This is a genomic window from Tardiphaga robiniae, from assembly GCF_001618955.1.
Lineage (GTDB): Bacteria > Pseudomonadota > Alphaproteobacteria > Rhizobiales > Xanthobacteraceae > Tardiphaga > Tardiphaga robiniae_A.
Window position 1 is genome coordinate 47690 of record NZ_LVYV01000056.1, and the last position, 24992, is coordinate 72681.

General features: G+C 62.4%; 24 protein-coding genes. 13 read left to right on the forward strand and 11 right to left on the reverse strand.

Annotation, left to right across the window (positions count from 1 at the left end; all coding sequences use genetic code 11):
* Positions 1 to 5 precede the first annotated feature (5 nt).
* Entirely contained in the window at positions 6 to 1202 is a 1197-nt protein-coding gene (locus A4A58_RS28285) for an endo-1,4-beta-xylanase (RefSeq protein WP_244499897.1), read from the reverse strand.
* Between the two features lie 108 nt (positions 1203 to 1310).
* Between A4A58_RS28285 and A4A58_RS28290 the strand changes: the two genes are divergently transcribed.
* From A4A58_RS28290 to A4A58_RS28315, 6 genes are all read left to right on the forward strand, one after another.
* Positions 1311 to 2105: a WecB/TagA/CpsF family glycosyltransferase gene (locus A4A58_RS28290; protein ID WP_068738592.1), complete on the forward strand. Its 795-nt coding sequence runs from the start codon at positions 1311 to 1313 to the stop codon at positions 2103 to 2105.
* Positions 2102 to 3382 (forward strand): glycosyltransferase, encoded by a 1281-nt coding sequence (locus tag A4A58_RS28295; RefSeq protein ID WP_068738594.1) that lies wholly within the window; start codon positions 2102 to 2104, stop codon positions 3380 to 3382. Before A4A58_RS28290 ends, A4A58_RS28295 begins: the two co-directional genes overlap by 4 nt.
* A gap of 8 nt (positions 3383 to 3390) precedes the next feature.
* Entirely contained in the window at positions 3391 to 4581 is a 1191-nt protein-coding gene (locus A4A58_RS28300; RefSeq protein WP_081422120.1) for a glycosyltransferase family 4 protein, read from the forward strand.
* Positions 4578 to 4985 carry a hypothetical protein gene (locus A4A58_RS28305; RefSeq protein WP_192855949.1) on the forward strand — a complete coding sequence of 136 codons (408 nt, stop codon included), beginning with the start codon at positions 4578 to 4580 and terminating at the stop codon, positions 4983 to 4985. The genes A4A58_RS28300 and A4A58_RS28305 overlap by 4 nt, the downstream gene beginning before the upstream one ends.
* Before the next feature lie 19 nt (positions 4986 to 5004).
* Positions 5005 to 5400, forward strand: a complete 396-nt coding sequence (locus A4A58_RS28310; protein WP_068738599.1) for a hypothetical protein — start codon at positions 5005 to 5007, stop codon at positions 5398 to 5400.
* A gap of 252 nt (positions 5401 to 5652) precedes the next feature.
* A complete protein-coding gene (locus A4A58_RS28315; RefSeq protein ID WP_068738600.1) occupies positions 5653 to 6828 on the forward strand; it encodes an acyl-CoA dehydrogenase family protein in 1176 nt (391 codons plus the stop codon).
* On the opposite strand, the gene A4A58_RS28320 is transcribed toward A4A58_RS28315, so the two are convergent.
* The 6 genes from A4A58_RS28320 to A4A58_RS28345 form a co-directional block, all read right to left on the reverse strand.
* Positions 6825 to 7283, reverse strand: a complete 459-nt coding sequence (locus A4A58_RS28320) for a carboxymuconolactone decarboxylase family protein (protein ID WP_244499898.1) — start codon at positions 7281 to 7283, stop codon at positions 6825 to 6827. The genes A4A58_RS28315 and A4A58_RS28320 overlap by 4 nt on opposite strands.
* Positions 7284 to 7365: 82 nt before the next feature.
* Positions 7366 to 8280 (reverse strand): branched-chain amino acid ABC transporter permease, encoded by a 915-nt coding sequence (locus A4A58_RS28325; protein WP_068738604.1) that lies wholly within the window; start codon positions 8278 to 8280, stop codon positions 7366 to 7368.
* Positions 8277 to 9137, reverse strand: a complete 861-nt coding sequence (locus A4A58_RS28330) for a branched-chain amino acid ABC transporter permease (protein WP_068738606.1) — start codon at positions 9135 to 9137, stop codon at positions 8277 to 8279. The genes A4A58_RS28325 and A4A58_RS28330 overlap by 4 nt, the downstream gene beginning before the upstream one ends.
* Positions 9137 to 9832, reverse strand: coding sequence for an ABC transporter ATP-binding protein (locus tag A4A58_RS28335; protein WP_244499911.1), 696 nt, complete (start codon positions 9830 to 9832; stop codon positions 9137 to 9139). Before A4A58_RS28335 ends, A4A58_RS28330 begins: the two co-directional genes overlap by 1 nt.
* A gap of 32 nt (positions 9833 to 9864) precedes the next feature.
* Positions 9865 to 10623 carry an ABC transporter ATP-binding protein gene (locus A4A58_RS28340; RefSeq protein WP_068738610.1) on the reverse strand — a complete coding sequence of 253 codons (759 nt, stop codon included), beginning with the start codon at positions 10621 to 10623 and terminating at the stop codon, positions 9865 to 9867.
* A gap of 4 nt (positions 10624 to 10627) precedes the next feature.
* Complete coding sequence (locus A4A58_RS28345; RefSeq protein WP_204378219.1) at positions 10628 to 11848, reverse strand: ABC transporter substrate-binding protein; 1221 nt, start codon at positions 11846 to 11848, stop codon at positions 10628 to 10630.
* 560 nt (positions 11849 to 12408) lie between these two features.
* Here A4A58_RS28345 and A4A58_RS28350 point away from each other — a divergent pair.
* The 7 genes from A4A58_RS28350 (at position 12409) to A4A58_RS28380 (ending at position 19463) form a co-directional block, all read left to right on the forward strand.
* Positions 12409 to 13416: an ABC transporter substrate-binding protein gene (locus A4A58_RS28350; RefSeq protein ID WP_068738876.1), complete on the forward strand. Its 1008-nt coding sequence runs from the start codon at positions 12409 to 12411 to the stop codon at positions 13414 to 13416.
* 1 nt (position 13417) lies between these two features.
* Positions 13418 to 14233 (forward strand): ABC transporter ATP-binding protein, encoded by an 816-nt coding sequence (locus A4A58_RS28355; RefSeq protein ID WP_068738614.1) that lies wholly within the window; start codon positions 13418 to 13420, stop codon positions 14231 to 14233.
* Positions 14226 to 15050, forward strand: a complete 825-nt coding sequence (locus tag A4A58_RS28360) for an ABC transporter permease (protein WP_068738616.1) — start codon at positions 14226 to 14228, stop codon at positions 15048 to 15050. The genes A4A58_RS28355 and A4A58_RS28360 overlap by 8 nt, the downstream gene beginning before the upstream one ends.
* Before the next feature lie 174 nt (positions 15051 to 15224).
* Positions 15225 to 16196: a sulfonate ABC transporter substrate-binding protein gene (locus A4A58_RS28365; RefSeq protein ID WP_068738618.1), complete on the forward strand. Its 972-nt coding sequence runs from the start codon at positions 15225 to 15227 to the stop codon at positions 16194 to 16196.
* Positions 16193 to 17353: an FMNH2-dependent alkanesulfonate monooxygenase gene (gene ssuD, locus A4A58_RS28370; protein WP_068738620.1), complete on the forward strand. Its 1161-nt coding sequence runs from the start codon at positions 16193 to 16195 to the stop codon at positions 17351 to 17353. The genes A4A58_RS28365 and ssuD overlap by 4 nt, the downstream gene beginning before the upstream one ends.
* Before the next feature lie 59 nt (positions 17354 to 17412).
* Entirely contained in the window at positions 17413 to 18804 is a 1392-nt protein-coding gene (locus tag A4A58_RS28375) for an LLM class flavin-dependent oxidoreductase (RefSeq protein ID WP_068738621.1), read from the forward strand.
* 56 nt (positions 18805 to 18860) lie between these two features.
* Positions 18861 to 19463, forward strand: coding sequence for an RBBP9/YdeN family alpha/beta hydrolase (locus tag A4A58_RS28380; RefSeq protein WP_068738623.1), 603 nt, complete (start codon positions 18861 to 18863; stop codon positions 19461 to 19463).
* Positions 19464 to 19491: 28 nt separating this feature from the next.
* Here the strand turns inward: A4A58_RS28380 and A4A58_RS28385 are convergent, their stop codons facing one another.
* From A4A58_RS28385 to A4A58_RS28400, 4 genes are read right to left on the reverse strand one after another with little or no spacing between them, the layout of a single operon-like run.
* Positions 19492 to 21261, reverse strand: coding sequence for a dipeptide ABC transporter ATP-binding protein (locus A4A58_RS28385; protein WP_068738626.1), 1770 nt, complete (start codon positions 21259 to 21261; stop codon positions 19492 to 19494).
* Positions 21258 to 22172, reverse strand: coding sequence for an ABC transporter permease (locus A4A58_RS28390; protein WP_081422122.1), 915 nt, complete (start codon positions 22170 to 22172; stop codon positions 21258 to 21260). The genes A4A58_RS28385 and A4A58_RS28390 overlap by 4 nt, the downstream gene beginning before the upstream one ends.
* The gene (locus tag A4A58_RS28395; protein ID WP_068738628.1) at positions 22169 to 23086 is read right to left on the reverse strand and encodes an ABC transporter permease; all 918 of its coding nucleotides are present in this window, start codon (positions 23084 to 23086) and stop codon (positions 22169 to 22171) included. Before A4A58_RS28395 ends, A4A58_RS28390 begins: the two co-directional genes overlap by 4 nt.
* Positions 23087 to 23094: 8 nt before the next feature.
* Positions 23095 to 24714 (reverse strand): ABC transporter substrate-binding protein, encoded by a 1620-nt coding sequence (locus A4A58_RS28400; RefSeq protein ID WP_068738630.1) that lies wholly within the window; start codon positions 24712 to 24714, stop codon positions 23095 to 23097.
* Positions 24715 to 24992 lie beyond the last annotated feature (278 nt).

The following is a 24992-nucleotide window of genomic DNA, read 5'->3' on the forward strand; positions in this document are numbered from 1 at the left end:
AATCGTCACGACCGTTTGGCGGTCTCCAGTGCACGGGCCATTGCGTACCACAGCGGCTTTTTCTGCATGTTCTCATCGAACGGGAGCGGCCGTGGCAGTCGCTCTGCGAGAGGATTCTTCTTTCTCGCGGCGTCCGTATAGAATGAATAGTGATCGGACAGCTGCCACGCAATCACGGCCTTGACAGCCGGGACCTGCAGCACCGTTTCGAGGAATTTCCCGCCGGTCTCCGCGATCATCTTGTCGCGCGTGGCCACGTCATCCGGGAACGTGTCGTCGCGGACATCGAATTCGGTGATGTAGATGTCGACCTTGCGTTCGGCGAGCGCGTGGACGAATTCCAGAAACCGCTGGGGATCATGCGGATAGCGCGGCTGCAAGTGGCCCTGCAGGCCGACGACATCAAGCCGGACGCCGGCATGCTGCAACTCGTCGACCAGACGCAACAATCCCGCGCGCACCGCAAGACCGACATCGTCATCGCGTTCCGCCTGTGCCTCATTGAGCACAAGTTTAGTCTTCTTATCCACAGCACCGGCCCGCGCGAAGGCGCGCCTGATATAATCAGTGCCAAAGGCATCGTACCACGGGCCGAGGCGATAGCCCCCGGGTGCCTTGTGACCGGGCCAGAACGGCTCATTCACGACGTCCCATGACTGCAATTGGCCGGCATAACGTCCTGCGACTTCATCGATATAACTATCGAAGAAGGCCTGACGCTCTGTATTGCTCATGGACTTGATCCACTGCGGAACCCATTCGTTCCAGATCAGACAATGACCGCGCATGGGAATGCGATTGCTCGCACAAAATTGTAGCAATCGATCAGCGCTCTCGAATCGTTTCGGACCAGCCATCGGCGCAAGCGTGCCCATTTTCAGAGCGATGTCCGTCGTTATAATTTTCGTCTGTGTTGTGTAAAGCTCACGATATCCCACATCCTTGTCGATCACCGGTCCCGCAGCCGCGCCAAACATCAAGCCATTTTTTGCCGCAATTGTACCAAGGCTCTGCGTTTGAGTCGCGCCGACTGCATGTCCTTGCATAGCAACTGTCGCGCCGGCGATGACTGCGAACGACTTTCTCCTTGAACATTCGAACATATCCACTCTCCATCGATTCAAAATCGTGACTGCTATCTTTTCCATGTTGCGCAACAGCATCGCCATCGTTGCGTCGCAATAGTTCGTTTTGATGTCCATGACGTCGAGGAGATGATTTTCGACTCACTTTTCTTCGCTGCATCGGCAGCAAGCAGGTGTGCACTTCGTTCAAGCGTACCTCGGCTACATCGTCATCAGGGGACCGACATGTCGAAGACGCAGGCGCCACACGCCAAAAATCTCACCGTTGACGGAGTCACCGTGAACGTTTCATCGCTCGACGAAGCCGTTTCATCGATCGTGGAAGCCGCCGAACGCGGCGATAACTTCAGTGTATGCACGCTCAATCTCGATCATGTCGTTCATCTGCAACAAAAGCCCGACTTTCGCGCGGCCTATCGGCGCGCACGCTTCGTGACTGCGGATGGCTTTCCGATCGTCATTCTCAGCCATCTGCTCGGCAGGCCTATTTCACGAACAACCGGTGCCGATCTTGCTGCTCCCTTGTGCGAAGCTGCAGGCAAGAAGGGGCTTCCCATCTTTCTGTTCGGTTCCGACAGGCCGACGCTGGACAAGACTGCAGCGGAATTGCGCAAACGATATCAGGGCTTGCAGATCGTCGGCACCTTCGCGCCTGGTCGCAACTTCGACGCCTATTCAGCGGAGGCCGATACAGCGATTGCACAGATCCGCGCATCCGGTGCAAAGCTCTGCTTCCTTGCACTGGGCGCACCGCGACAGGAAGTGTTTGCGTCGCGCTGTATCGATGAGTTGGACGGGACGGGCTGCCTGTGTTTCGGCGCGGCGCTGGACTTCATTGCAGGTACACAGGTTCGCGCACCGATGTTCACCCAGCGTGCCGGTCTTGAATGGGCCTGGCGCATGTTGCGGGATCCACGCCGCCTTGCGCCCCGTTACGCCCGCTGCGCTGCCGCCGTGCCACGTTTGATCGCCGGTACGCTTCCACAAATCCTGAATGCTCGCATGAGGAAAGCCGCATGACCTCGACACTTACTCTGGGCCTTCGCGCCCGGAACGCAGCGCCGGCCAAGCAACGCTATCAGATCTGTCTCATCCACCCGTTCGATCCGCGCGGCCAGAAGGTGGGTGGGTTGGAGACCTATATCCGCGACTTCATCACGTTCCATCCCACGGACACGGACATCCTATTCGTCGGCGTGGATTCGATCGGCGACCTCAAGCTCGGCGAAGTGCGACGGCTGACTTTCCGCGGGCGCGACTTCGACTTTCTCCCGATCCTGCACTATTCCGACCAGCAGGCCCGAGAAGCCGCGCGCACCATCCGCTCGTCACTCACCGGCCAGTTCTTCATGGCGTTGCTGCGCTATTTCGGCCCGGTGTCGCGGTTAATTCGCGAGCGCGGCTGCACGGTCGATCTGCGCCGCGTCGAGTTTTCCTGGTTGCCGACGCTGTTGCGTCGCCCGTTCATCCAGATGCTGCATGGCGAGGGTGCGCCGAAGCTGCAGATGGATTCGCTGCTACGCAAATATTCGTTCGTGCACAATATCGGCGAGCGTTTCGCGGTCACGACCAGCGCAAAATTTCTGTGCGTGAATCCGTTCATCACCGAACGGCTGCAAAAGACCTATCCCGGTCAGAGCGGCAAGATCGACACGCTGTGGACCTGGGTTAATACCGACATCTTCAAGCCACAGCCGTTTCCGGCGATGACCGAGCCGTTCCGAATCATCTTCGCGGGACGCCTTGACGAGTTCAAGGATCCGCCGTTGATGTTCAGCACCATCGCCCGCCTGCGCGAGCGGCTGCATGGCCATCTCGAATTCCATTATATCGGGACCAGCGATCCGCATCGCTTTGCCGAATTCGCTGCGATCGAAGACATCACGATCCGGCACGGCTTCAAGGACGCTGTCGGCATGGCCGCAACACTGGCCAATGCCCATGCAGGCATCCTGACGTCGGAATTCGAGGGCATGCCACGCTGCGTACTCGAGACGCTTGCCGTCGGCCGCCCGGTCGTCGCCGTGCACCTGCCGCAGCTGGAATCGGTGATCCATGATGGCGAGAGTGGCTATCTCATTTCCCGCAGCTCATCTCGCGACGAGATGATCGAGAACCTGGCCCAACGTTTCCTCGATACCCGCGATGCGATCGGCACCGGCGAGATCAACCCGACGCAGGTTGCCAGCGCGATCGATAATTTCACACCAGCGACACAGCTGGCGCGCGTCTTTACCTATCATCAGGATATCCAGAATGCGCGCAACATGACGATGACGCCCTCCGCGGCACACTGAGGTTATCTGTGAATATCCTGTTGCTATCGAGCGAATATGCTCCCGCACGCGGCGGGATAGGTACCTACGCCCACGAGATTGCATTGGCTGCAACACAGCTCGGCGCGCGGGTGACGCTGGTCGCTCCCGATTACGCACAGGATATGTCAGTCGACGATCGCGCCATGCCCTTCGCAATCCACCGCTTCAGCGGCGGATTGCATTCGGCCCGCGATTTGCCCGCCAAGATCATGCTGGCGCGCAGCCGCATCGGTACGGCTCCGTTCGATGTGGTGCATGCCGCCGACTGGCCCTTCTTCATTCCGGTCGCACTCGCGCGCGGCCGCACGCCGGCCCGGATGCTGATGACCGTGCACGGCACAGAGATCAATGAGACGCAGACGCCACTGAAGCGGCTGGCGATCCGCTTCAGTGGCGTGTTCGGGCCACGCACCGAGGTCGCTGCCAATAGCAACTTTACACGTGACCTGTTCCGCAAAAGATTCGCGATCGACGAACGCCGCATCCATGCCATTCGCCTTGGCGTCTCCGATTTCTGGTCCGGCCGGCGCAGCGACCGCGCTGCCACGCGCGCGATCTATGACATTGCGCCAGACCGGATCGTCATGGTCACCGTGGCGCGGCTCACGCGCCGCAAGGGACACCACCTCACGCTCGCCGCGCTCGCGCAGCTCCCTGACGAATTACGTCAGCGCGTCACCTGGCTGGTCATCGGTCCGCAGGGGGAAGCGGATTATGTCGATGAGCTTCGCGGCATGATCACGGCGTCGGACTGCGACATCAGGCTACTTGGCGCGCTATCGAATGAAGAAATTCGCGACATCTACGGTGCGGCGGACTTCTTTTGTCTAACCGGTGTGCCGGATTCGTCCGGCCGCGTCGAAGGCTTCGGTCTCGTCTATCTCGAGGCCGGTGCCACAGGCCTGCCGAGCGTCGCGAGCAACATCGGAGGCGTGCCCGATGCGGTGCTCGCCGGCCAGTCTGGCCTTCTGGTCGCTCCCCGCGTCGATATGATCACCCATGTGATCCGGCAATTGGCCGAGGACGACGCTCTGCGGGCGCGCCTCGGCGCTGGTGCCGCCGCACATGCGCGTGATCTGTCGTGGGAGCGCTGCGCCGCAGAAACCTATGGTTTGAAGCGGCCATCACCGTCGGAGGATGCCTTGCAGACCAGATCGGAGTTGAGGGCATCGGCATGAAACAGCTCGCTGCCATCGTCACACTGCTCGTGCTCACCGCAGGTGCCGCGCAGGCCGACAATTGCAACAAGAGCCGGGAGTATCTGCTCGGCGGCCTTGCAGGCGATCTCACCATGCCGCCACAGGCCTATGAAGGCCTGTTCAAGGTCTGCACCGCGACGGCGACGATGCCGAACGTCAAAGATGCCTACATCCTGAAGGATGGGGGCATCGCGGTGATTCCGAAACAGGACACGGTGGCCGCCACCGCCGCGACGCTATCGCGATTCTGCGACGCCAACCCCAGAGCCACGCTACGCTTCATCTCCGCCAAGGAGCTCGTGCTAACGAAATCGACATCGGGCATTGTGCAGATGTCGTCAGGCTCCGCAACATCGTGTAAGAAGATCAAGGGTCTCACCTGAGCCAGAGGGAAATGCCGCCATGCTGAAGCGCATCTTTCGCTCCTCGTCCGAGACATTCCGGACGCGCTCACCGGAGCGCGACCGCATCACCGATGAACGCCTGGTTCTTGCCATTGCGGCGACCATCGACTCCGGCCTGCGCAGCGCAGAATATGAGCATGACGGCCTGAAGCGTCGGCTGGAAGACGTCATCTCCATCGCCGCAATTGTCGGCGGTAACGAGATCGAGGACGTCAACAGCCAGTCGGACCCGCGGGCGGAACTCCTGCAGAAATCAGACGACGAGATCCGCATCGGCGAAGCACGGCTGCGGACGCTCGAAAACAATATCGAGAATTTCAGATCGCTGAAGCGGGACCTGAGACGGCGTTTCCCGGGCATCAATCTCGATGCCGCCGAGCCGGCACCGAAATAGCGGTTTTCCACCGGTCAAGACCAGCCGATCAAGATTCGGCCGATCAGCACGCCATGCGCGGGTCAGCGACGCCACGACACCCTTCAGGGTGATCGATGCCTCGTAGCCGAGTTCGATACGATCAGGCATACTGATCGTGTAAATGCTATCCCTCACCTCGTCGCTGGCCGCCACCCGTATTGTGATCGGCTGCGCATGACTGAATCCCGCCCCAAGGCTTCGCCAAGGGGATCGACCGGAGTATCCGCATCCATGACTGATCGCGCCGACGCCATTGCCGCCAGGATCGAGACCTTCATTCGCGCCGAAGTCATTCCCTATGAGAAAGATCCGCGGACAGGTGCTCACGGCCCGAGCGACGAACTGGTGCAAGAGCTGCGCGACAAGGCCCGCAAGGCCGGCGTTTTGACCCCGCACATTCTCGCGGACGGGTCGCATCTGACGCAGCGCGAAACGGCAAAGGCCCTGATCAAATCCGGTCTTTCGCCGCTGGGTCCGCTTGCCTGCAACACGATGGCGCCCGATGAGGGCAATATGTACCTGCTCGGCAAGGTCGGCACTGCCGAACAGAAGACGCGTTTTCTCGAACCGCTGGTGTCAGGGAAAGCGCGTTCGGCATTCTTCATGACCGAGCCGGCCGACGCCGGCGGCGCAGGCTCCGATCCGTCGATGATGCAGACCACCTGCAGGCTCGATGGCAATCATTGGGTCATCAACGGGCGGAAGAAGTTCATCACCGGCGCGGAAGGCGCCAAGGTCGGCATCGTCATGGCGAAGTCCGAGGACGGCGCCTGCATGTTCCTCGTCGATCTGCCCGATCCTGCGATCCGCACCCTGCGCGTGCTGGATACGATCGACAACTCGATGCCCGGAGGCCATGCAGAGATCGAGATCGACAACCTGCGTGTCCCCGCAGACCAGATGCTTGGCGCGTCAGGCGACGGTTTCAAATACGCGCAGATCCGCCTCAGCCCGGCGCGCCTGTCGCATTGCATGCGTTGGCTGGGTCTTGCGATCCGCGCCAACGAGATCGCGACCGACTATGCCTGTCGTCGCCATGCATTCGGAAAGGCCCTGATCGATCACGAAGGCGTCGGCTTCATGCTGGCGGAAAACCTGATCGATCTCAAACAGTCGGAATTGATGATCGATTGGTGCGCCGACGTGCTCGACACCGGCTCGCTCGGCACGGCCGAAAGTTCGATGGCCAAGGTGGCCGTGTCGGAAGCGCTGATGCGGATTGCCGACCGTTGCGTGCAGGTGATGGGCGGCACCGGCGTTTCCGGCGAAACCATCGTCGAACAGGCCTTCCGCGAGATCCGCGCGTTCCGCATCTATGACGGCCCAACCGAAGTCCACAAATGGTCGCTCGCCAAGAAGATCAAGCGCGACTGGAAGACTGATCAGCCAAGCATACCGGCCGCCTAGACGTCCACTTCGACTTGCAGGACGTCGTTGAAGCGATTGAACGCGCCGCACAGCGCGATCCGCCAGGTCAGTTCGACGATCTGTGCATCGTTGAAATGCGCGCGCAGGCGCTCGAACATCGCGTCGCGGATTCGATGCCAGTTGCTGGTGACCGCGATCGCGTATTCGACCACGAGCCGATCGACTTCGGTGAGTTCGGGATGCTTCTCCCAGTCGAGCAGGTTTGCCGCACCTTCCGTCGTGATACCTTCGACCGCGAGCTTCGGCGTGTGCTGCGCAACGCAGAAGTCGCATTGATTGACCAGCGAGACAGCGACAATGGCGAGTTCGAGATATCGCTTGGGCAACACGCCCTCATCGGCCAGTTGGGTGAGAAGGCGCCACATGTGCTCGAACACCGGCAGCCGGTTGGCCATCGCCGCGGCCTGCCCTTCGAACGGTCCATATGTGGTCATGCGATCCCACAAAGCCCTCAGGTGTTCGGGCAGTTGATCTCTTTTTTGCAGGGCGACGCGGGCCATATCGAAACTCCGGTTATCAGAAACGAGAGGATGTCTTGTCCGCGAGCGCAGAGCGCGGCTCACGGCCAAAACCATCCGGCTTGAAGATCAGCAGTGCCACCAGCCCCACGCCAACGAGGAACAGGCGAATGGCGGCAAGTTCTGACGCCCCAAGACCAGGAACGAGGTCTATCAGAAACCGGCTGCCTTCCAGAAGGAAGATCAGCGTGAAGGCGCTGGCAACGACGCCGCGGTTGCTGCCACGCCCGCCCACCACCACGGCCATGAAGGCATAGGCGGTGATGATCGGGCCGAATTGCGTAGGGTCGATGTAACTGTAATAGAACGCGTGCAAGCTGCCTGCGAGACCGAGGATCGCGCCACCGATGGCAAACACCCGCACGCGTACGCCGAGCACGGACTTTCCGAGCGCTTCCACGACGCCGGGGTCGTCGCGCGTCGCACGCACAAGGCGCCCGAAGGGGGAGCGAGCCAGCGCCTGCAGGACGGTGTAGACGATCAGCACAGCCAGCAACGCCAGAAGTAAAAAGCCTGTATCGCCCCAACCGCGGGGCCACCATGCCTGGAGCGGTCGTTCGATCCCGGAAACACCGAGCATGCCGCGGGTCAGCCAGCCTTCGTAGCTGATGACGAGGCGTAGGCATTCAGCAAAACCAAGCGTCACGATCGCTAGATAGTCTTCGGACAATCGCACGGAGATGAGCGCGCTGAGCGCACTCAGCGCTGCCACGCCGAGCATGGCCACCCCAAGAGCGACCAGAGGCGGCAACCCCTGCACGGTCAGCAGGCCGGCGATATAGGCGCCGAGCATGTAGAAGCCGAACAGGCCGAAATTGACCAGACCGCCCATTCCCCATTGCAGATTGAGCGCGAGCCCTGCCAGCGCCGCGATCGCAACAAGCGTCAGAGTGGCGATGAGATAGACCGTCATTTGGTAACCCACCGCGTTCCAAACAGGCCCCATGGCCGCACGAGCAGAAGCGCGACCATCACAAGGAATGTCACGATCATCCGGTAGTGCACGGGCATCACCAGCGTCGCCAGCTCCTCCGCGAGGCCAAGCGTCAGCGCACCAGCGACGGCAGCCATCGGATTGGCAATGCCGCCGAGAATGGCCGCCGTGAATACGGGCAGCAGATAAGTCCAGCCCATCTGCGGCTCGACATTGGCATCCAGCCCGACGAGCACGCCGGACAGCGTTGTCAACATTCCAGCGATCAGCCAGACATACGCGACGACGCGTGACCGCGAGATGCCGCGCACTGCTGCAAGGTCCGGGTTATCCGCCACGGCGCGCATCATTCGGCCAAGCCGCGTAAAGCGAAAAATGATCCACACCACAGCGAGCGCCGCGAAGACCGCAACGAGAATGGTGAGCTGTTCGTGGTTCAGCCGGATATCGCCAAAACGCATCGGTCGCGCCACGGGCACGTTATAGGCCCGCGGCAAATTGCCGGCAAAGAAACGGATCACGTTCTCCAGCGCGATGGCGACTCCCATCGAGGCCACCAGCAGCGTCACGCCCCCTCGATCGCGAAGCGGGCGATAGGCAAGCCAGTCGATACCGACAGCAATCACCGCAAAGAGTGCCGCGCCGGCACTAGCCGCAAGCCACAGCGGCATGCCCAGTACGACATTGCCGATATAGACGAGATAAGCGCCGCAGGAGAGATAGGATCCGACCGCATAATTGGCAAAGCGCAACACGCTGAAGGTCAGCGACAGCGCAAGCGCCGGTAATGCGAGCAGCAGACCGGCGACAATGCCGTTGACGAGAAGCTGACCCATCATGCCCCTCCGAGATAGAGGCGACGGATATCCGGATCGGCGAGCACCTCGGCGGCGGGCGCGGCAAGGCGTATCCGCCCACCCACCAGAACCACGCCGTGATCCGCAGCGCCGAGCCCGAGGCGCGTGTTCTGCTCGACGATCAGCAGCGTCACTCCCGAGGCGGCCACCCGGCCGATCACCTCGAACAAAATCTCCGCATTGCGCGGTGACAATCCGGCGGAAGGTTCGTCCAGCGCAAGGACGGACGGTTCAGGCATCAGCGCCGCTGCCATGGCCACCATCTGCCGCTGGCCACCACTGAGATACCCGGCCGTGCTACGCAGCTTGGCGCGAATTTCCGGAAACAGGTCCAGCACGGCATCGAGCCGCTTGCCGAACGATGGCGCCGAATGCGATGCCACGAACTCATAGCCGACCTGCAAGTTCTCCAGAACCGTCATGTTGCGGAAGATGTTAGCCTCCTGGGGCACGTTAGCGAGGCCCCGTGCGGCACGCGCAGGCGCACCGAGCGTCGTGACGTTCGCTTCACCGAACAGGACTTGGCCTGAGATCGGACGCAACAGGCCAACGGCCGTCTTCATCAGTGTCGATTTGCCGGAGCCATTGGGGCCGACCACGACAAGTGTTTCACCTGCGCGAACCGAGAAGCTCACACCATGCAGGATCGGGTGGCCGCCATAGCCAGCCACCACGTCGCGCAATTCCAGTCCTGTTGCGGAGGTCGTTATGACTGCGCCCCCAGATAGGCCGATGCGACCTCCGTATTGGCGATGACATCATCAAACCGGCCTTCGGTCAGCACCTGCCCCTCGGCCAGAACATAGACGTGGTCGCACAGCAAACGGACCATGCCCATATTGTGCTCCACCAGACCGAAAGTGGTGCCTTCCGCGCGCAGCGCCTGAACGAATTCCACGATCTCGCCGATCCGCGTCGGGTTCACGCCCGCACTCGGCTCATCCATCAACACGATACGCGGATCGAGCATCAGCGCGCGGCAGATTTCCAGCAGCTTCTTCTGCCCGCCCGACAGTGTGCCGGCAGGCGCGTCTGCAAGTTTCCAGAGATCAACGCGCTGCAGCAGTGCGCGGGCCTTGTCGATGGCTGCGTCCTCCTCGTCACGCACCGCGCGGCGGGACCAGAGCAGCGACAGGACATTTTCTCCGCGCATATGAGGCTGCGCGACAAGGACGTTCTCAAGCACCGTGAGGCTTGCTAGTTCGCGCGAAAGCTGAAACGTCCGCGCCAGCCCGCGACGCGCCCGCCATGCCGGGCCATGCTGCGTCACGATCTCGCCGCCGAGCCGCACCTCACCGGCAACAGGCCGCACCGCGCCGGCCAGCACCCCGAACAGTGTCGACTTGCCGGCGCCGTTGGGACCGATAAGTCCCGTGACGGTGCCCGCAGCGAGCTGCACCGACGCGCCATTCAGCGCCTTGAAGCCGCCTTCGTAGATCACACTGACGTTGACGGCCTCGAGCATCGGTTCAGCGGATCTCGCCAACCAGCTTGCTGTCGCCTGCCTTGATCAGGAAGTGCCCGAAAGTCAGGTCGGTCTGGTCGCCATTGGGGGCGAAGCGGAAATCCGACGCTGCGCCCGCATAACGGAACGGCTTGCCTGCACGCAGCGCCTTGAGCGCTTCGGCCGGATCGCCGATCGAGGGGGCGTCGGCATTCACCAGTGCAGGAACTTCCACGCCGAAACGGACACCATCAGTGCTCTTGGCCTTCTCGATGGCCAGTGCCGTCAGCACGATCTGGTCGAACACCTGCGCACCGAAGGTCATGATGGTGCCGTCCGGCTTGCCGATTTCCTTCAGATAGCGGCTATAGGCGGCGGATTTTCCGACAGGCACCTGCTGGGTGTGATGTACGCCTTCGGCGACTTCGGCCCCGACATTCTTGACGAACTGACCGTTGCTACCGGCAGCGTTGCCAAACGCATAGATCTTGCTGTCATAGCCCGAGCGGAAAGCTTCCTTGGCGATGGCACTGAGCTCGTTGATGTAGGCAGCAACGAACACGGCGTCCGGCTTCTTGCCGAAGATGCGCTCCACCTCGACCCGATAGGACGGCTGGCCAGCGTTGAAGCTGACTTCGTCCAGCACCTTGCCGCCGGCGTCCGTGAAGCTCTTGCGGAACGGCTGAATGGTGCTCTGCGTAAAGGGCGTCTGCAGCACGAGAATCGAGGCGGTCTTGATGCCGTCCTTGGCCATCGCCTTGCTGAAGGCCTCGCCCCAGCTCTTGCCATTGGTCTGGAAACGCCAGACCAGATTCTTGTTGTCGCCGTCGGTGATTTCATCGGCTGAGCCGTTGACGGTGAGAAGCACGCCCTTCTCAAGCGTGATCGGCTTGACCGCCAGTGCGACGGCACTGCTCCATACGCCTGCGATCGATGCGACCTTGTCCACGTCAATCAGCTTGCGTGCGGCAGCGACACCGGCGGTCGGCTGCGTCTCGTCATCCGCCACGATCAGTTCCAGCGAGCGACCGAGAACCCCACCGGCGTCGTTGATAATTTTCACGGCGGCGCGAGCCGCTTGCTCTTCCTCCTGGCCGTAAGGTCCGCCGATCCCTGTCAACGGAGCGAGCAATCCGATACGAATCGGTGATTGCTGAGCGAGCGACATTGGCGGTGAAGCGAGGCTCGCTGCGAGCGCAACCGATGTAGCCAAAAGAGCGCGGCGGGACAGATACGTGGTAAGCACGATGATCTCCAGGATGCGTCACGGGCGAGCCCATGGAACAGATCTCTGCCCATGCCGGCCGTCGAACGCTGCAAGCCGTGAAACAGCCATGACGTACATGTCAATGCTGCCCACGAAAGAAGCGCTTTTAGCCTCGTTTGTACCGCTATGGAACCTCGCGCGAACCGGGTCACAGCCGGGAAAGAGATTTTTATTCCCGCACTCATAAGACGCATAGTACTTGCAATAACCTGAATGGGTGTATCGATTTCGCGTCTCCAATCCGCCCGTATCGCGGGACGTCAGCACAACTTCCGGCATGGAAGGAGCCGCGGGCAGGCCTCGTCAAACAGACAAGCTGGCTCTTCATTCGGTCGCCTATCGAGAGCAAACCGCCTTCTCTCTTCGCAACGATTTCGAGAAAAACCGTCTCACATCGATCGTTGCGCCAGTGGGCTTGTTCTGAAGATGGTGCCATCGCATCTGCACGCTGGACGCGTTGCCTGATTTCCTGAAGTGTAGTTGCAACTTCTCCAAAGCGCACACTTATGCCGTATCAGCGGGCACCGAAGAGACATATCATGAAGACAGCAAGATTTCTGCACGTCGGCGCGCTCGCATTGGGCTTTGTCGCGGCGACCATGCAAGGCGTTCGAGCCGAGACGGCCCAACTCCGCATCGCGCAGCAGTTCGGGATCGCCTATCTCCCGCTCATCGTCGCGAGCGAACGAGGCTTGATCGAGGACGAAGCCAAGGCGCTTGGCATCACGCCGCCGAAGATCGAATGGCTGCGACTCTCGGGTGCCGCATCGATGAATGAAGCACTGATTTCCGGCGGTCTCGATTTTGCGACCGCCGGCATCACACCGATGATCCTGACCTGGGACAAGACGCGGACCACCGCGAAGATCATCGGCGTCGCCGCCTTGGGATCGATGGCCAATATCCTGACCACCAACAACCCGAACATCAAGACACTCGCTGACTTCACCGAGAAGGACCGCATCGCGCTGCCGTCAGTCAAGGTCGGCTTCCAGCCGATCGTGCTGCAGATGGCGGCCGACAAGGCGTTCGGCAAATTCGACAAGCTGGATGAACTCACCGTCAGCATGCCGCATCCAGATGCAACGGCGCAGATCCTGTCGGGTCGCTCCGAGATCACCGCGCATTTCACGTCGCCACCGTTCTCGCAACAGCAACTGGCCAGCGGAAAAGTGCACCAGGTGCTGAACAGCTACGACGTGCTCGGCGGCCCGCATACTTTCAACGTGGTCTATGCCACCACCAAATTCGTCAACGACAATCCGAAGACGATCCAGGCTTTCGTACGCGGCCTCGACCGCGCCAATGACTGGATCAAGGCCAATCCGAAGGAAGCCACTGCGCTTTACATCAAGGCGGAAAACTCGAAGCTTGCGCCGGATTTCGTCGAGAGCATCATCCGCGACAAGAACATCAACTTCACGACAATTCCCGAAGGCGCGCAGAAATTCGCCGACTTCGAGGCCAAGGTCGGCCTGATCAAGCAGGCACCGGCGTCGTGGCGGGATCTGTTCTGGTCCGGCCTCGGGGAAAAGCCGGGAAGCTGAAGTGAACGTCGCGCCGCGATCGGCTGACTTCGTCGGCGACGCCGTAACGGCGCCGCTGCTGGCGCTCGACCATGTCAGCATCAGCTATCCCACGCGCGACGGCATCCTCACCGCTGTCGAGGATGTCAGCTTCACGCTCTCGGCCGGCGAACGGCTGGTCCTGCTCGGCCCGTCGGGCTGCGGCAAGTCCACGCTGCTGCGCGCAGTCGGCGGTTTTCTGAAGCCAAGCACCGGCGAGATCCGGCTACACGGGCGGCGCATCGATGCGCCCGGCCCCGATCGTATGACGGTGTTTCAGGAATTCGACCAGTTGCTGCCGTGGCGCACGGTGCTGGGCAATGTCCGCTACGCGCTGCAACGCGGCAAGTCGCTGCCGCGCCCGCAGGCGGAAGAGGTGGCGCGCCACTGGCTCAGCCGCGTCGGGCTGAAGAATTTCGTCGATGCCTATCCGCATACGCTGTCCGGCGGCATGAAGCAGCGCGTCGCCATTGCCCGCGCCTTCGCGCTGGAGCCGGCGTTGCTGCTGATGGACGAGCCGTTTGCGGCACTGGATGCGCTGACGCGCCGGCAAATGCAGGACGAACTGCTGAAGCTTTGCGAGGAGACCGGCAGCACGACCCTGTTCGTCACCCATGGCATCGACGAGGCAATCCGCGTCGGCACCCGCATCCTCGCACTGACGCCGCATCCCGGCCGGCTGGCCGCGACATTCGACGTGCCGCCCGACACCCGCATCCGCGGCACCGCGCGCTTCGCCGAGCTGGAACGACAGATCCAGCAGAGCGTTTTCGCCGATCCGGAAACCGAACATGTCTGATATTGCTGCGCCGAAACTGGTGCGCGCGCCCGCTTTGCGGCGCGTGTTCGATGGTACGCCGTGGCGCCGCGCCGTGATCCTCGCGGGCTTTGCACTGATCTGGGAGCTTTATGCGCGCTGGCTCGACAACGCGCTGCTGCTGCCGACCATGGGCGCGACTTTGTCGGCGCTGTGGGCGGCTATCGTCTCCGGTGAACTGCCGGACCGCACCCTGACGTCGCTGCGCGTCCTGATCACCGGCTATGCGCTGGGCGTCGCCGTCGCCGCAGCGCTCACCACCCTCGCCGCGCTGTCGCGCTGGGGCAACGAGGCGCTCGGCCTGCTGACATCCATGTTCAATCCGCTTCCGGCCATCGCGCTGCTGCCGGTTGCGCTGCTGTGGTTCGGCATCGGCACGCCGAGCCTGATCTTCGTCCTCGTCCATTCGGTGCTGTGGCCGGTGGCGCTGGCCTGCTATGGCGGCTTCCTCGCCGTGCCGTCGACGCTGCGGATGGCTGGCCGCAATCTCGGCCTGTCCGGTGGCCGGTTCGTGGTGGAGATCCTGGTGCCTGCGGCATTCCCGCAAATACTGTCGGGCCTGCGGATCGGCTGGGCCTTCGCATGGCGGACCTTGATCGCTGCCGAACTCGTGTTCGGCGTCAGCGCGCGCTCCGGCGGCCTCGGATGGTTCATCTACACCAGCCGCGCACAGTTGGAGACCGCCAGCGTATTCGCGGGACTGCTCACGGTCATCCTGATCGGGCTAATCGTCGAAGGGGTGATCTTTCGCACCCTGACTCGCATCACAGTTCAGCGCTGGGGCCAGGAGCAAGCCTGAGCGAGCAATCTGCGGCGGCAATGCCAGGGGCACAACGTTCTCCGGATAGCGGCATTGTGCAGAGCGATCAACCCATGATCGTCCTGGTTTTTGGAATTCCCCAGATCGCCTGCTTGGGACTCTAATGCGTCATCAGTGATGGTGCCTTTCACGCCCCAATGCAGGACAACGACAATGCATGCCAGACGAATGATCTTGAAAGCCGCCATCGCCATGGGTCTCGGCGTGGCTGTCGTCTCCGCTCCCGCGCTGATCGGTTCCGCATCAGCGCAAGCGCAGGAAAAAACCGTCCGGATCGGCTTCCAGAAATACGGCAAGCTGGTTCTGCTGAAGAGCAAAGGCAGTTTGGAGCCGCGCCTGAGGGCGCTTGGCTGGAACATCAAGTGGACGGAGTTTTCGGCAGGCCCCGCGCTGCTGGAAGCGATCAATGTCGGTGCGCTCGATTTCGGCAACACCGGCGAGGCGCCGCCGATCTTCGCGCAAGCTGCTGGCGCACCGATCCGCTATGTCGCCTATGAGCCGCCAGCGCCCAAGGGCGAAGCGATCTTGGTGCCGAAAGGCAGTCCGATCAAATCGGTCACTGAGTTGAAGGGCAAGAAGGTCGCACTCAACAAGGGCTCAAACGTTCACTATCTCCTCGTCAAGGCGCTGGAGAAAGCGAACGTCAAATATTCCGACATCACGCCGGTGTTCTTGGCGCCGGCCGACGCGCGGGCAGCGTTCGAGCGCGGCGCGGTCGATGCCTGGGTGATCTGGGACCCGTTCCAGGCGGCCGCTGAAGCCGCGATCGAGGCGACGGTTCTCGCCGACGGCACCGATACGGTTTCGAACTATCAGTTCTATCTGTCATCGCAGAAATTCCTGGAATCCGATCCCAAGGTGGTCGATGCGATTCTCGAAGGCCTGCGGGAAGTCGACGACTGGGCCAAGACAGACATCAAGGCCGTGGCCGAACAGTTGAGCCCGTCGGTCGGCCTGCCGGTTCCTGTACTGGAGGTCGCGCTCAAGCGGCAGGCCTACGGGATCAAGCCGATTGATCGCAAGGTCATCACCGAGCAGCAGCAACTGGCCGATACGTTTCTCGCGCTCGGACTGATCCCGAAAGCCATTGCCGTAGCCGACGCCGCCGGGACACCCGCACCATGACCGCTGTCGACGACGCTCTCAAGATTCTCTGGTTCCTGCCGACCAGCGGCGACGGCCACTATCTCGGAACCACGGCCGGTGCGCGCGAGGTCGATTTCGACTATCTGCGGCAGATTGCGCGTGCCGCGGACAAGCTCGGCTATTACGGGGCTCTGCTCCCGACCGGGCGCAATTGCGAAGACTCCTGGGTCATCGCATCGGCCATCGCGCCGTGGACGGAACGATTGCGCTATCTCGTCGCCGTGCGACCCGGACTGCAGTCGCCCACGGTCGCAGCGCGCATGACTGCCACGCTGGATCGCCTGACCAACGGACGGTTACTCATCAACATCGTGACGGGCGGCGATGCCGTCGAGAACAAGGGCGATGGCGTCTTCCTCGATCACGACGAACGCTATGAGGTCACCCGTGAGTTTCTGAATGTTTACGCGCGGGAGCTCGCCGGCGAAGCCGTCACTGTCGCGGGCAAGCACATCACGGTCGAAGACGGTCGCATCCTCTATCCGCCGATCCAGACGCCTCATCCACCGTTCTATTTTGGCGGCTCGTCCGATGCCGGCATCGACGTCGCCGTCGATACCGTCGACAAATACCTGACCTGGGGCGAGCCCCCGGCGCAGGTCGCGGAGAAGATCGCACGCGTGCGCAGGATCGCCGAGCAGCGCGGCCGCAAGATCACGTTCGGCATTCGGCTGCATGTCATCGTCCGCCATACCAACGAGGCGGCATGGAAGGCCGCCGACGAACTGATCGAGCATCTCACCGACGACACGATCGCATCCGCGCAGCAAATTCTCGGGCGAATGGATTCCGTCGGCCAGCAGCGCATGTCGCAATTACACGGCGGCCGGCGCGACCGGCTCGAGGTCAGCCCGAACCTGTGGGCCGGCGTCGGCCTGGTGCGTGGCGGCGCCGGCACGGCACTGGTGGGCGATCCCGCCACCGTCGCCGCGCGTATCCGCGAATATCAGGAACTCGGCATCGATACGTTCATCCTGTCCGGCTATCCGCATCTCGAAGAGGCCTATCGGTTTGCCGAACTGGTATTCCCGCTGCTGTCGTTGCAACGGACCGACAATGTCCGGCAGTTCCGCGCCAATACCGGGCCGTTCGGAGAGCCACTCGCCGATCACCGCCGGACGACCGCAAAAGTTTGATGCGTCGCCAGGCTTGATCCCAGCGGCGCAATGACGCCGCGGCATCTGGAGGACACCACGTGACCAAGCAGATTCGCCTCAACGCATTCGCCATGAACTGCGTGGCCCACCAGTCGCCCGGCCTGTGGACGCATCCCGAGGATCGCTCCAGCGATTATAATCGCCTGCCCTACTGGCTCGATCTCGCGCGAACGCTGGAACGCGGACGGTTCGACGGCCTCTTCCTTGCAGATGTGCTCGGCGTCTACGACGTGTTCGGCGGAAATCCGGACGCGGCATTGCGCAATGCCGCGCAGGTCCCGGTCAACGACCCGCTGCTGCTGGTGTCGGCGATGGCCGCCGTCACCGAGAATCTCGGTTTCGGCGTGACCTGTACGCTGTCCTACGAGCCGCCCTATCCATTCGCCCGCCGGATGTCGACCCTCGATCACCTCACGGATGGCCGCATCGGCTGGAACATCGTCACAGGCTATCTCGACAGCGCCGCCAAGGGCATGGGCAAGGCCAGCCAGAACGCCCATGACGACCGCTACAACGTCGCCGAAGAATATATGGAGGTCGTCTACAAACTGTGGGAAGGTAGCTGGGAAGACGACGCCGTGCAGCGCGACAAGGCGCGCGGCATCTTCACCGAGCCGTCGCGTGTTCACCGCGTCCAGCATTATGGCGAGAACTACACGCTCGACGCCATCCATCTCTCCGAGCCGTCACCGCAACGAACGCCGGTGCTGTATCAGGCCGGAACGTCGCTGCGCGGAAAACTGTTCGCTGCGCAACACGCCGAATGCGTGTTCATGTCCGGTCCGTCCGCAAAGGTGATCGCGCCGCGCGTCGCTGCGATCCGCGCACTTACGGCAGAGACAGGGCGCGACCCGTCGGAAATCCTGATGTTCAGCATGATGACGGTGATCCTCGGCCGCACCGAGGAGGAAGCCGCCGCGAAACATGCGGAGTATCGCCGCTACATCAACCATGAGGGCGCCCTGACGCTGATGTCCGGCTGGACCGGCGTCGATTTCTCGACCTATGACCTCGACCAGAAGGTGGAGCACGTCCACAACGAGGCCGGCCGCACCGCGATGGACAACATCACCCACGCCGATCCCGATCGCACCTGGACGGTGCGCGAGGTTGCCGAGCATGTCGGCATCGGGGGCATCGGGCCAATCGTGGTCGGAACGCCCGAACAGGTGGCTAACGCTATCGAGGACTGGGTCGCGCAGACCGACGTCGATGGCCTGAACCTCGCCTTCGCGATCTCGCCGGGCAGCTTCGAGGACATCGTCGATCTCCTGGTTCCGGAACTGACCCGGCGCGGCATCTACAAGAGTGCCTACGCGCACGGCACGCTTCGCGAAAAGCTGTTCGGTGCCGGCCGCGCACGGCTGCAGGCGCCGCATCCAGCCTCCTCGTTCCGCCCCGCGCTGCCATCCGCTATCGCCGCGGAGTAACGACGCGACGTCGGCCTTCCGCTCGGGCTGGCACCAAACAGCAGAGGGATCGACGCATGCGGGGCGCTCTGATCATTCCGGGCCTTCACGGCTCACCGGACGGCCACTGGCAGACTCTGTTGCAGAGCCATACGCCGTTTGCGCGCCGCGTCGAGCAGGACGACTGGGACGCACCTGTGCTCGATCGCTGGATGGAGCGACTTCTGTCGAGCGCGGATGCCAATCCCGGCGCGATCGCAGTCGCCCATAGTCTCGGCTGTATCCTCATAGCCCATGCAGCGCTGCGGATGCCGGACATCAAAATCGGCGGCGCACTTCTGGTCGCACCGGCCGATGTGGAAACGAACACCGATGCATTCCCGCAATTGCGCAACTTTGCGCCGATGCCAACGACATCCCTACCGTTTCCGAGCATCGTCGTCGCCAGCAGCAACGATCCCTTCATGTCGCTGCAGCGGGCGCGCATGCTGGCCACGAGCTGGGGCTCGGACTTCGTCAACATGGGCAATGCCGGCCACATCAATATCGCGTCGGGCTATGGCTGGTGGCCGGCCGCGCACCACCTGGTCGATACGCTGGCAGCGAAAGCCGAGACGGCACAGCACCCACCACGGCCACTCCGAAACCGGACGACCGGCAAACGGGTGCCGGCGTCGTAGAGTATGTCAAGCCGTCTGGTCGTTCCGTTCAAACCGATCGTGCCGTCGAAAGGCCAGCTATCGCCGCATTTGCCGACGAACGCACGAAGGCACTCTCGATGGCGGGGATCGATGACAACAAGGCCCTGGTGTAGTCATCGGCCGGGTTGGAAAACACCTGATCGACCGGTCCGGATTCGACGATCCGCCCGCGGTGAAACACCAGCACTCGATCGGCGATATGCTGGACGACGCCCAGATCGTGAGAAATGAAAAGCAGCGCGGTACCGAGCCGCGCCTGCAGCTCGCTCAGCAGATCCAGCACCTGCGCCTGGATCGAAACATCCAGCGCCGACACCGGCTCGTCGCACACGATGATGTCCGGCTCCGCCGCCAGTGCACGTGCAATGGAAACACGCTGCCGCTGGCCGCCCGACAGCGACCGTGGATAGCGGCCGAGATGACCGGCGTTCAGACCGACCTGCTCGAGTAGCGCGACGATGCGGTCGCGCTTTGTGCGCGCATCGCCGGTCAGGTTTTCGGCGATCACATCGGCGACCCGGTAGCGCGGATCGAAACTGCTGAGCGCATCCTGCGGGATATATTGCAGCCTTGCGCGCAGGGCGCGCCGCTCGGCCTCCGCAACCCCGGACCAGCGCTGCCCGAGCAGGCGCACCTCGCCCTCATCCGGCGCGAGCAGTCCGAGCACTATCTTTGCGCATGTCGACTTGCCCGAACCGGACTCGCCGACAATACCGACAACCTCCCCGGCCTTTACAGCAAAACTGACCTCATCCAATGCCGGAAGAGACGGTTCGCGGCCCGCCGTCCGCCGCTGGACATAACGTTTAGAAATGCCCTCAACCTCGAGCACCAAAGCTTCGTCCGACGACTTTCGGACCGGAAGGCGCTCGCGGACGATGACAGACCCGACGGCGCCGTCCCCTTCGACGCTTGCAACGTCAAATCGGGCAGACGCGAGCAGATGTCCTTTTGAATCAGCGGATGGGATCGCAGCGAGAAGCTGTCGCGTATAGGGGTGGCGCGGACGGCGCAAGACATCCGCCGTGGCTCCGCTGTCCACGATGCGGCCGTCGCGCATCACGATCACCCGATCGGCGATTCCAGCCACGACAGCGAGATCGTGGCTAATCAACAGCAGCCCGGCGCCTTCCCGCACGCGCTCGGCCAATACGGCGAGCACCTGCGCCTGGACGGTGACGTCCAGCGATGTGGTCGGTTCGTCTGCGATGATGAGATCCGGGTCGGCCGCGATCGCCGATGCGATCAGCGCGCGCTGACGCAGGCCACCCGATAGCTGGTGCGCATATTGTGTAGCCCGGTGTTCGGGATCGGGAATGCCGACCTTGCGGAGCACATCGATAACGCGCGCGGCGACCGCATGACGGCCGCGCAGCGTCCGATGCTCCGTCAGTACCTCGCCGACTTCTTGCCCGATGGTGCGCAGCGGATCCAGTGACACCAGCGCGTCCTGCATCACCAGCCCGGTCATCGTCCCCCGCAGCCTGCGCCAGTCGGACTGGCGAAACCGCAGCGCGTCGTGGCCCCTGATCAGGAAGCGATCAGCGTCGACCTCGGCCCCATCGCCGGACAGGTTGAGCAGGCTGCGTGCCGTAATGCTCTTGCCCGATCCGGACTCACCGACCAGCGCCACGCATTCGCCGCGGCGGATCGTCAGGTCGAAGTTCCGGACGATCGGTGCGCCGCCATTGGCGCCGGCAAAACCGATCGAGAGCCCCTCGATGTCGATCAGAAGATCATCGGGCTGTGGAACGACTAAATATGGTTTGTCCGTCATGCCAGCCGTCCTTCAAACCGTTTCTGGATGGCATTGCCGACCAGCGTGAAGGCGATCACCGTCAGCGTGATGGCGAGGCCGGGAAATACGCCGGGCCACCACGCCACGCGCAGCACATCGCGGCTCTCCGCCAGCATCACGCCCCATTCCGGCGTCGGAGGCTGCGGGCCGAGCCCCAGAAAGCTGAGGCCTGACACCGCGAGGATGGTATTGCCGATATAGACCGTCGCGATCACCGGCACCGCGACCAAGACATTCGGCAGCACGTGGCGGAAGAAGATCTGCCAGCGGCCGAGGCCATAAACGACGGCATGCGTCACGTAATCGGCATCGCGCACCAGCTGCGTCTGCGCGCGAATGACGCGACCGAATTTCGGAATGCCGGCAATACCGACCGCGATGGCGATGTTGAGCATACCCTGTCCCAGAAAGGTGACCACCAGCATCGCAAGCAGCACGCCGGGGAATGACGATAGGACGTCGAACACGCGCGACGTCCCCTCATCGAGGAAGCGGTTGCGCTGTCCGGCGAGAATGCCAAGCACGATGCCGAAGGCCAGACTGATCGCCATGCCGCCGAGCCCGATCAACAGTGAATAGCGCGTGCCGTGGATGGTCCGCGCGAACACGTCGCGGCCAAGCCGGTCGGTGCCGAACAGATGCTCCCAGCTCGGCGGCTTCAGCCCCAGCGCATAATCGCCGATCAGCGGATCGAACTGGGTGAAGGCGCGCGGGAATGCCGCGGTCAGAAGCAGCACGAACAGAAACGCCAGAGAGATCGCAAGGCCCGGCGACAGCAATCGCGGCGCGATCACGGCGGCCGTCGTTACCGGTTCCACCGCACCGGGCGGGTTAACCTGCGGGTCAAGCGCGATGGACAGGTCCGCGAGCGGACGGGTTTGCACGTTCATTGCGCCCTCAGTCTCGGATCGATCAGCAGATACAGGATGTCGAGCACGGTCGAAGCTGCGACATGGATGAAAGCGGCCAGCAGCACCACGGCCAGCACCACCGGCACGTCATGGGTCAGCACGGCGCCGAGCGTCACGGTGCCGAGACCCGGACGCCCGAAGACTTTCTCCGTGATCACAGCGCCGCCGAGCAGTCCGCCGATCAGCCAGCCGCCGAGCGTCACCGCCGGCAGCAAGGCATGCCGCAATACATGGCGCGCGCGGATCACGAGCTCGCCGACGCCGCGCGAACGCACCGTGGTGACGAAGGGCTGATCGAGCGTCTTCTCCATCGCCTCACGCAGCACCTGCGCCAAGAGGCCCGCCGTCGGCAGTGCCAGTGTCAAGGACGGCAGCACAATCGACTTCCAGCCGCTGGCCCCGGACACCGGAAACCAGCGCAGCGTGAAGGAGAACGCCATCAGCAGCAGAATGCCGAGCCAGAACACCGGCGTCGATGCGAATACCAGTTCCAGAAAGGATGCGATCTGGCGCGAGATGCGCCCACGACCCGCCGTGAGCAGCGCGAGCGCGACTGCGATCACGATGGCCAGAAGCCCGCCGAGCAGCGCAAGCTGCACGGTCGGCATCAGTTGCGATCCCACGACCTCGGTGACGGGCTGACGCAGCACATAGGACGTGCCGAAATCGCCCTGCAGGATGCGCAGAAGAAAATCCAGGTACTGCGCGGGCAGACTGCGATCGAGCCCCCACTCCGCCGCAATCGCCTCGCGCAGCCCTGGATATTCCAGATCGCCCGCCAGGATATCCTGGATGCGCCCCGGCAAGGCGTGCAGCGCCAAGAATGCCGCCGTCACACTCGCCCAGGCCACCACGAGACTGGTGAGCAATCTGGAAATGATACGAGACCACATGATCTGGTCTACTTCGACAGCCAGAAGTCGTAGGCACTCGATGGCGAGTCCAGACCAGCCTCGAAGCTCAGCCCGTTGACGTTGTTCTTCGCCGCCAGAAACCAGCTCGGGGCGAACATCGGCACGATGAAGGCCTGATCGACGCCGAGCTTCTGGATCTCATCCGTGATGGCACGCTTCTTCGCCACATCGGTCGAGCGCAGCGCTTCATCGATCAGACCCGTGATCTGCAGATCCGGATTGGCGATGTTGGAGTACAGAAAGCCCTTGGAGCCGAGCATGTCCCACAACTCCCGCGCGGGATCCGATGGATTGTCGGTGTTTGGATAGATCGTCCAGGTGCCATTGGCATTGTTCTTGGCATATTCGCCGGCGGTGATGATGCGCAGGTTAAGATCGAAGCCGATATTCTTGCGCAGCGCGGCCTGGATGCCCTGGATCAGCACTTCGCGGTTGTCGCGGACGTAGGGCTGCGGATAACCGACGTCGATCTTCAGGCGTACGCCGTTCTTGGTGCGAAAGCCCTCAGAATCGCGGCCGGTCCAGCCGGCTTCATCGAGCAGCTTGTTGGCGCCTGCGATATTGTTGCCCCACGCACCGACCAGCGCCTTGTTATAGGCCGGGTTGGCCGGGCCGATGATGGACCATGCACGCGGCACCGTACCGAGATAGACCTGCTTGACCAGCGGTTCGAGATCGAAGCCATCACGTAGCGCGCGCCGGACCCGCACGTCATCCGCAGGCGGAATGGTGTAGTTGATGTTGAACGTGAACGACGTGCTGGCACCGGACGGGCCGGTCAGCAATTTGAACTCGGCCTGATCCGCGAACAGCGCCACGTCGGTCGGCTGCACGCCTTCGATCAGATCGACCTGTCCAGACGTGAGCGCACCGGCACGCACCGCAGCCTCCGGCAGGAAGCGCAAGGTCACGCGATCGAGATAGGCCGGACCGGTATGCACGGCATAACCCGGTCCCCATTTGTAATCCTTGTTGCGCACGAACGCCGCCGACTGGCCGCGACTGTAGCGCTCGAACACGAACGGCCCGGTGCCCGCCAGCAGCGGCCCACCGCCGCACAGGTCGCCCTTGGCAAGGGCCTTTGGCGAGATGATCCCGAGCTTGACGTTGGACGTGGACTCCAGGAACGTCGAATCCGGTTGCGTCAGGATGAGTTTGACGACATAGGGCGACACGACTTCGGCGCGATCGAAATATTGCAACAGCGCGACTGCATTGGTGGCGTTTTCCGGCTTCTTGACGAAATCGTAATTCGCCTTCACCGCCGCCGCGTCGAACTTTTCGCCGTCGTGGAAGACGACGTCCTCGCGCAGCTTGTAAGTATACTCCTTGCCATCCGGCGAGACCGACCACTCAGTCGCCAGCCATGGCGCGAAGGTGCCATCGGCCTTCTTGCCGACCAGCGAGTCGATATAGTTGCGCGCCACGAAAAACGCGGCCTGCTGCGACGCGCGATGCGGATCGAAGCAGCTCGGCTCTGTCGCAACGCCCCATGTGATGGCGCCGCCCGAAATCGGCTTGCCTTCCTGCGCCTGCGCAAGCTGTCCGCCCAGCATGACCGACGCGATGACGATCGCAGTGCGTGACGAAATACTAATCTTCCTCATTCGGGACCGTCCGTTGGTGTTTTTCACTACCAACCACAGCTGCAACGTCTCGCATTTTCTGAAGTGATCAATGGCATGGTGTTGCCACTTCATCTGAGCGCTGCAACGCGGTAGCAATTTGTAGCGCGATCTAAATCTGCAATTCGCGCAAAGACAATGCACATCACGCGATCTCACCGTCGCGACATCAAGTTTGAAAGATCATTCGCGATGCGATGCGATCAGTGGGCGAATGTCATACGCGCAAGCCCAAATACAACTGGATCGCTCTCCGCCTC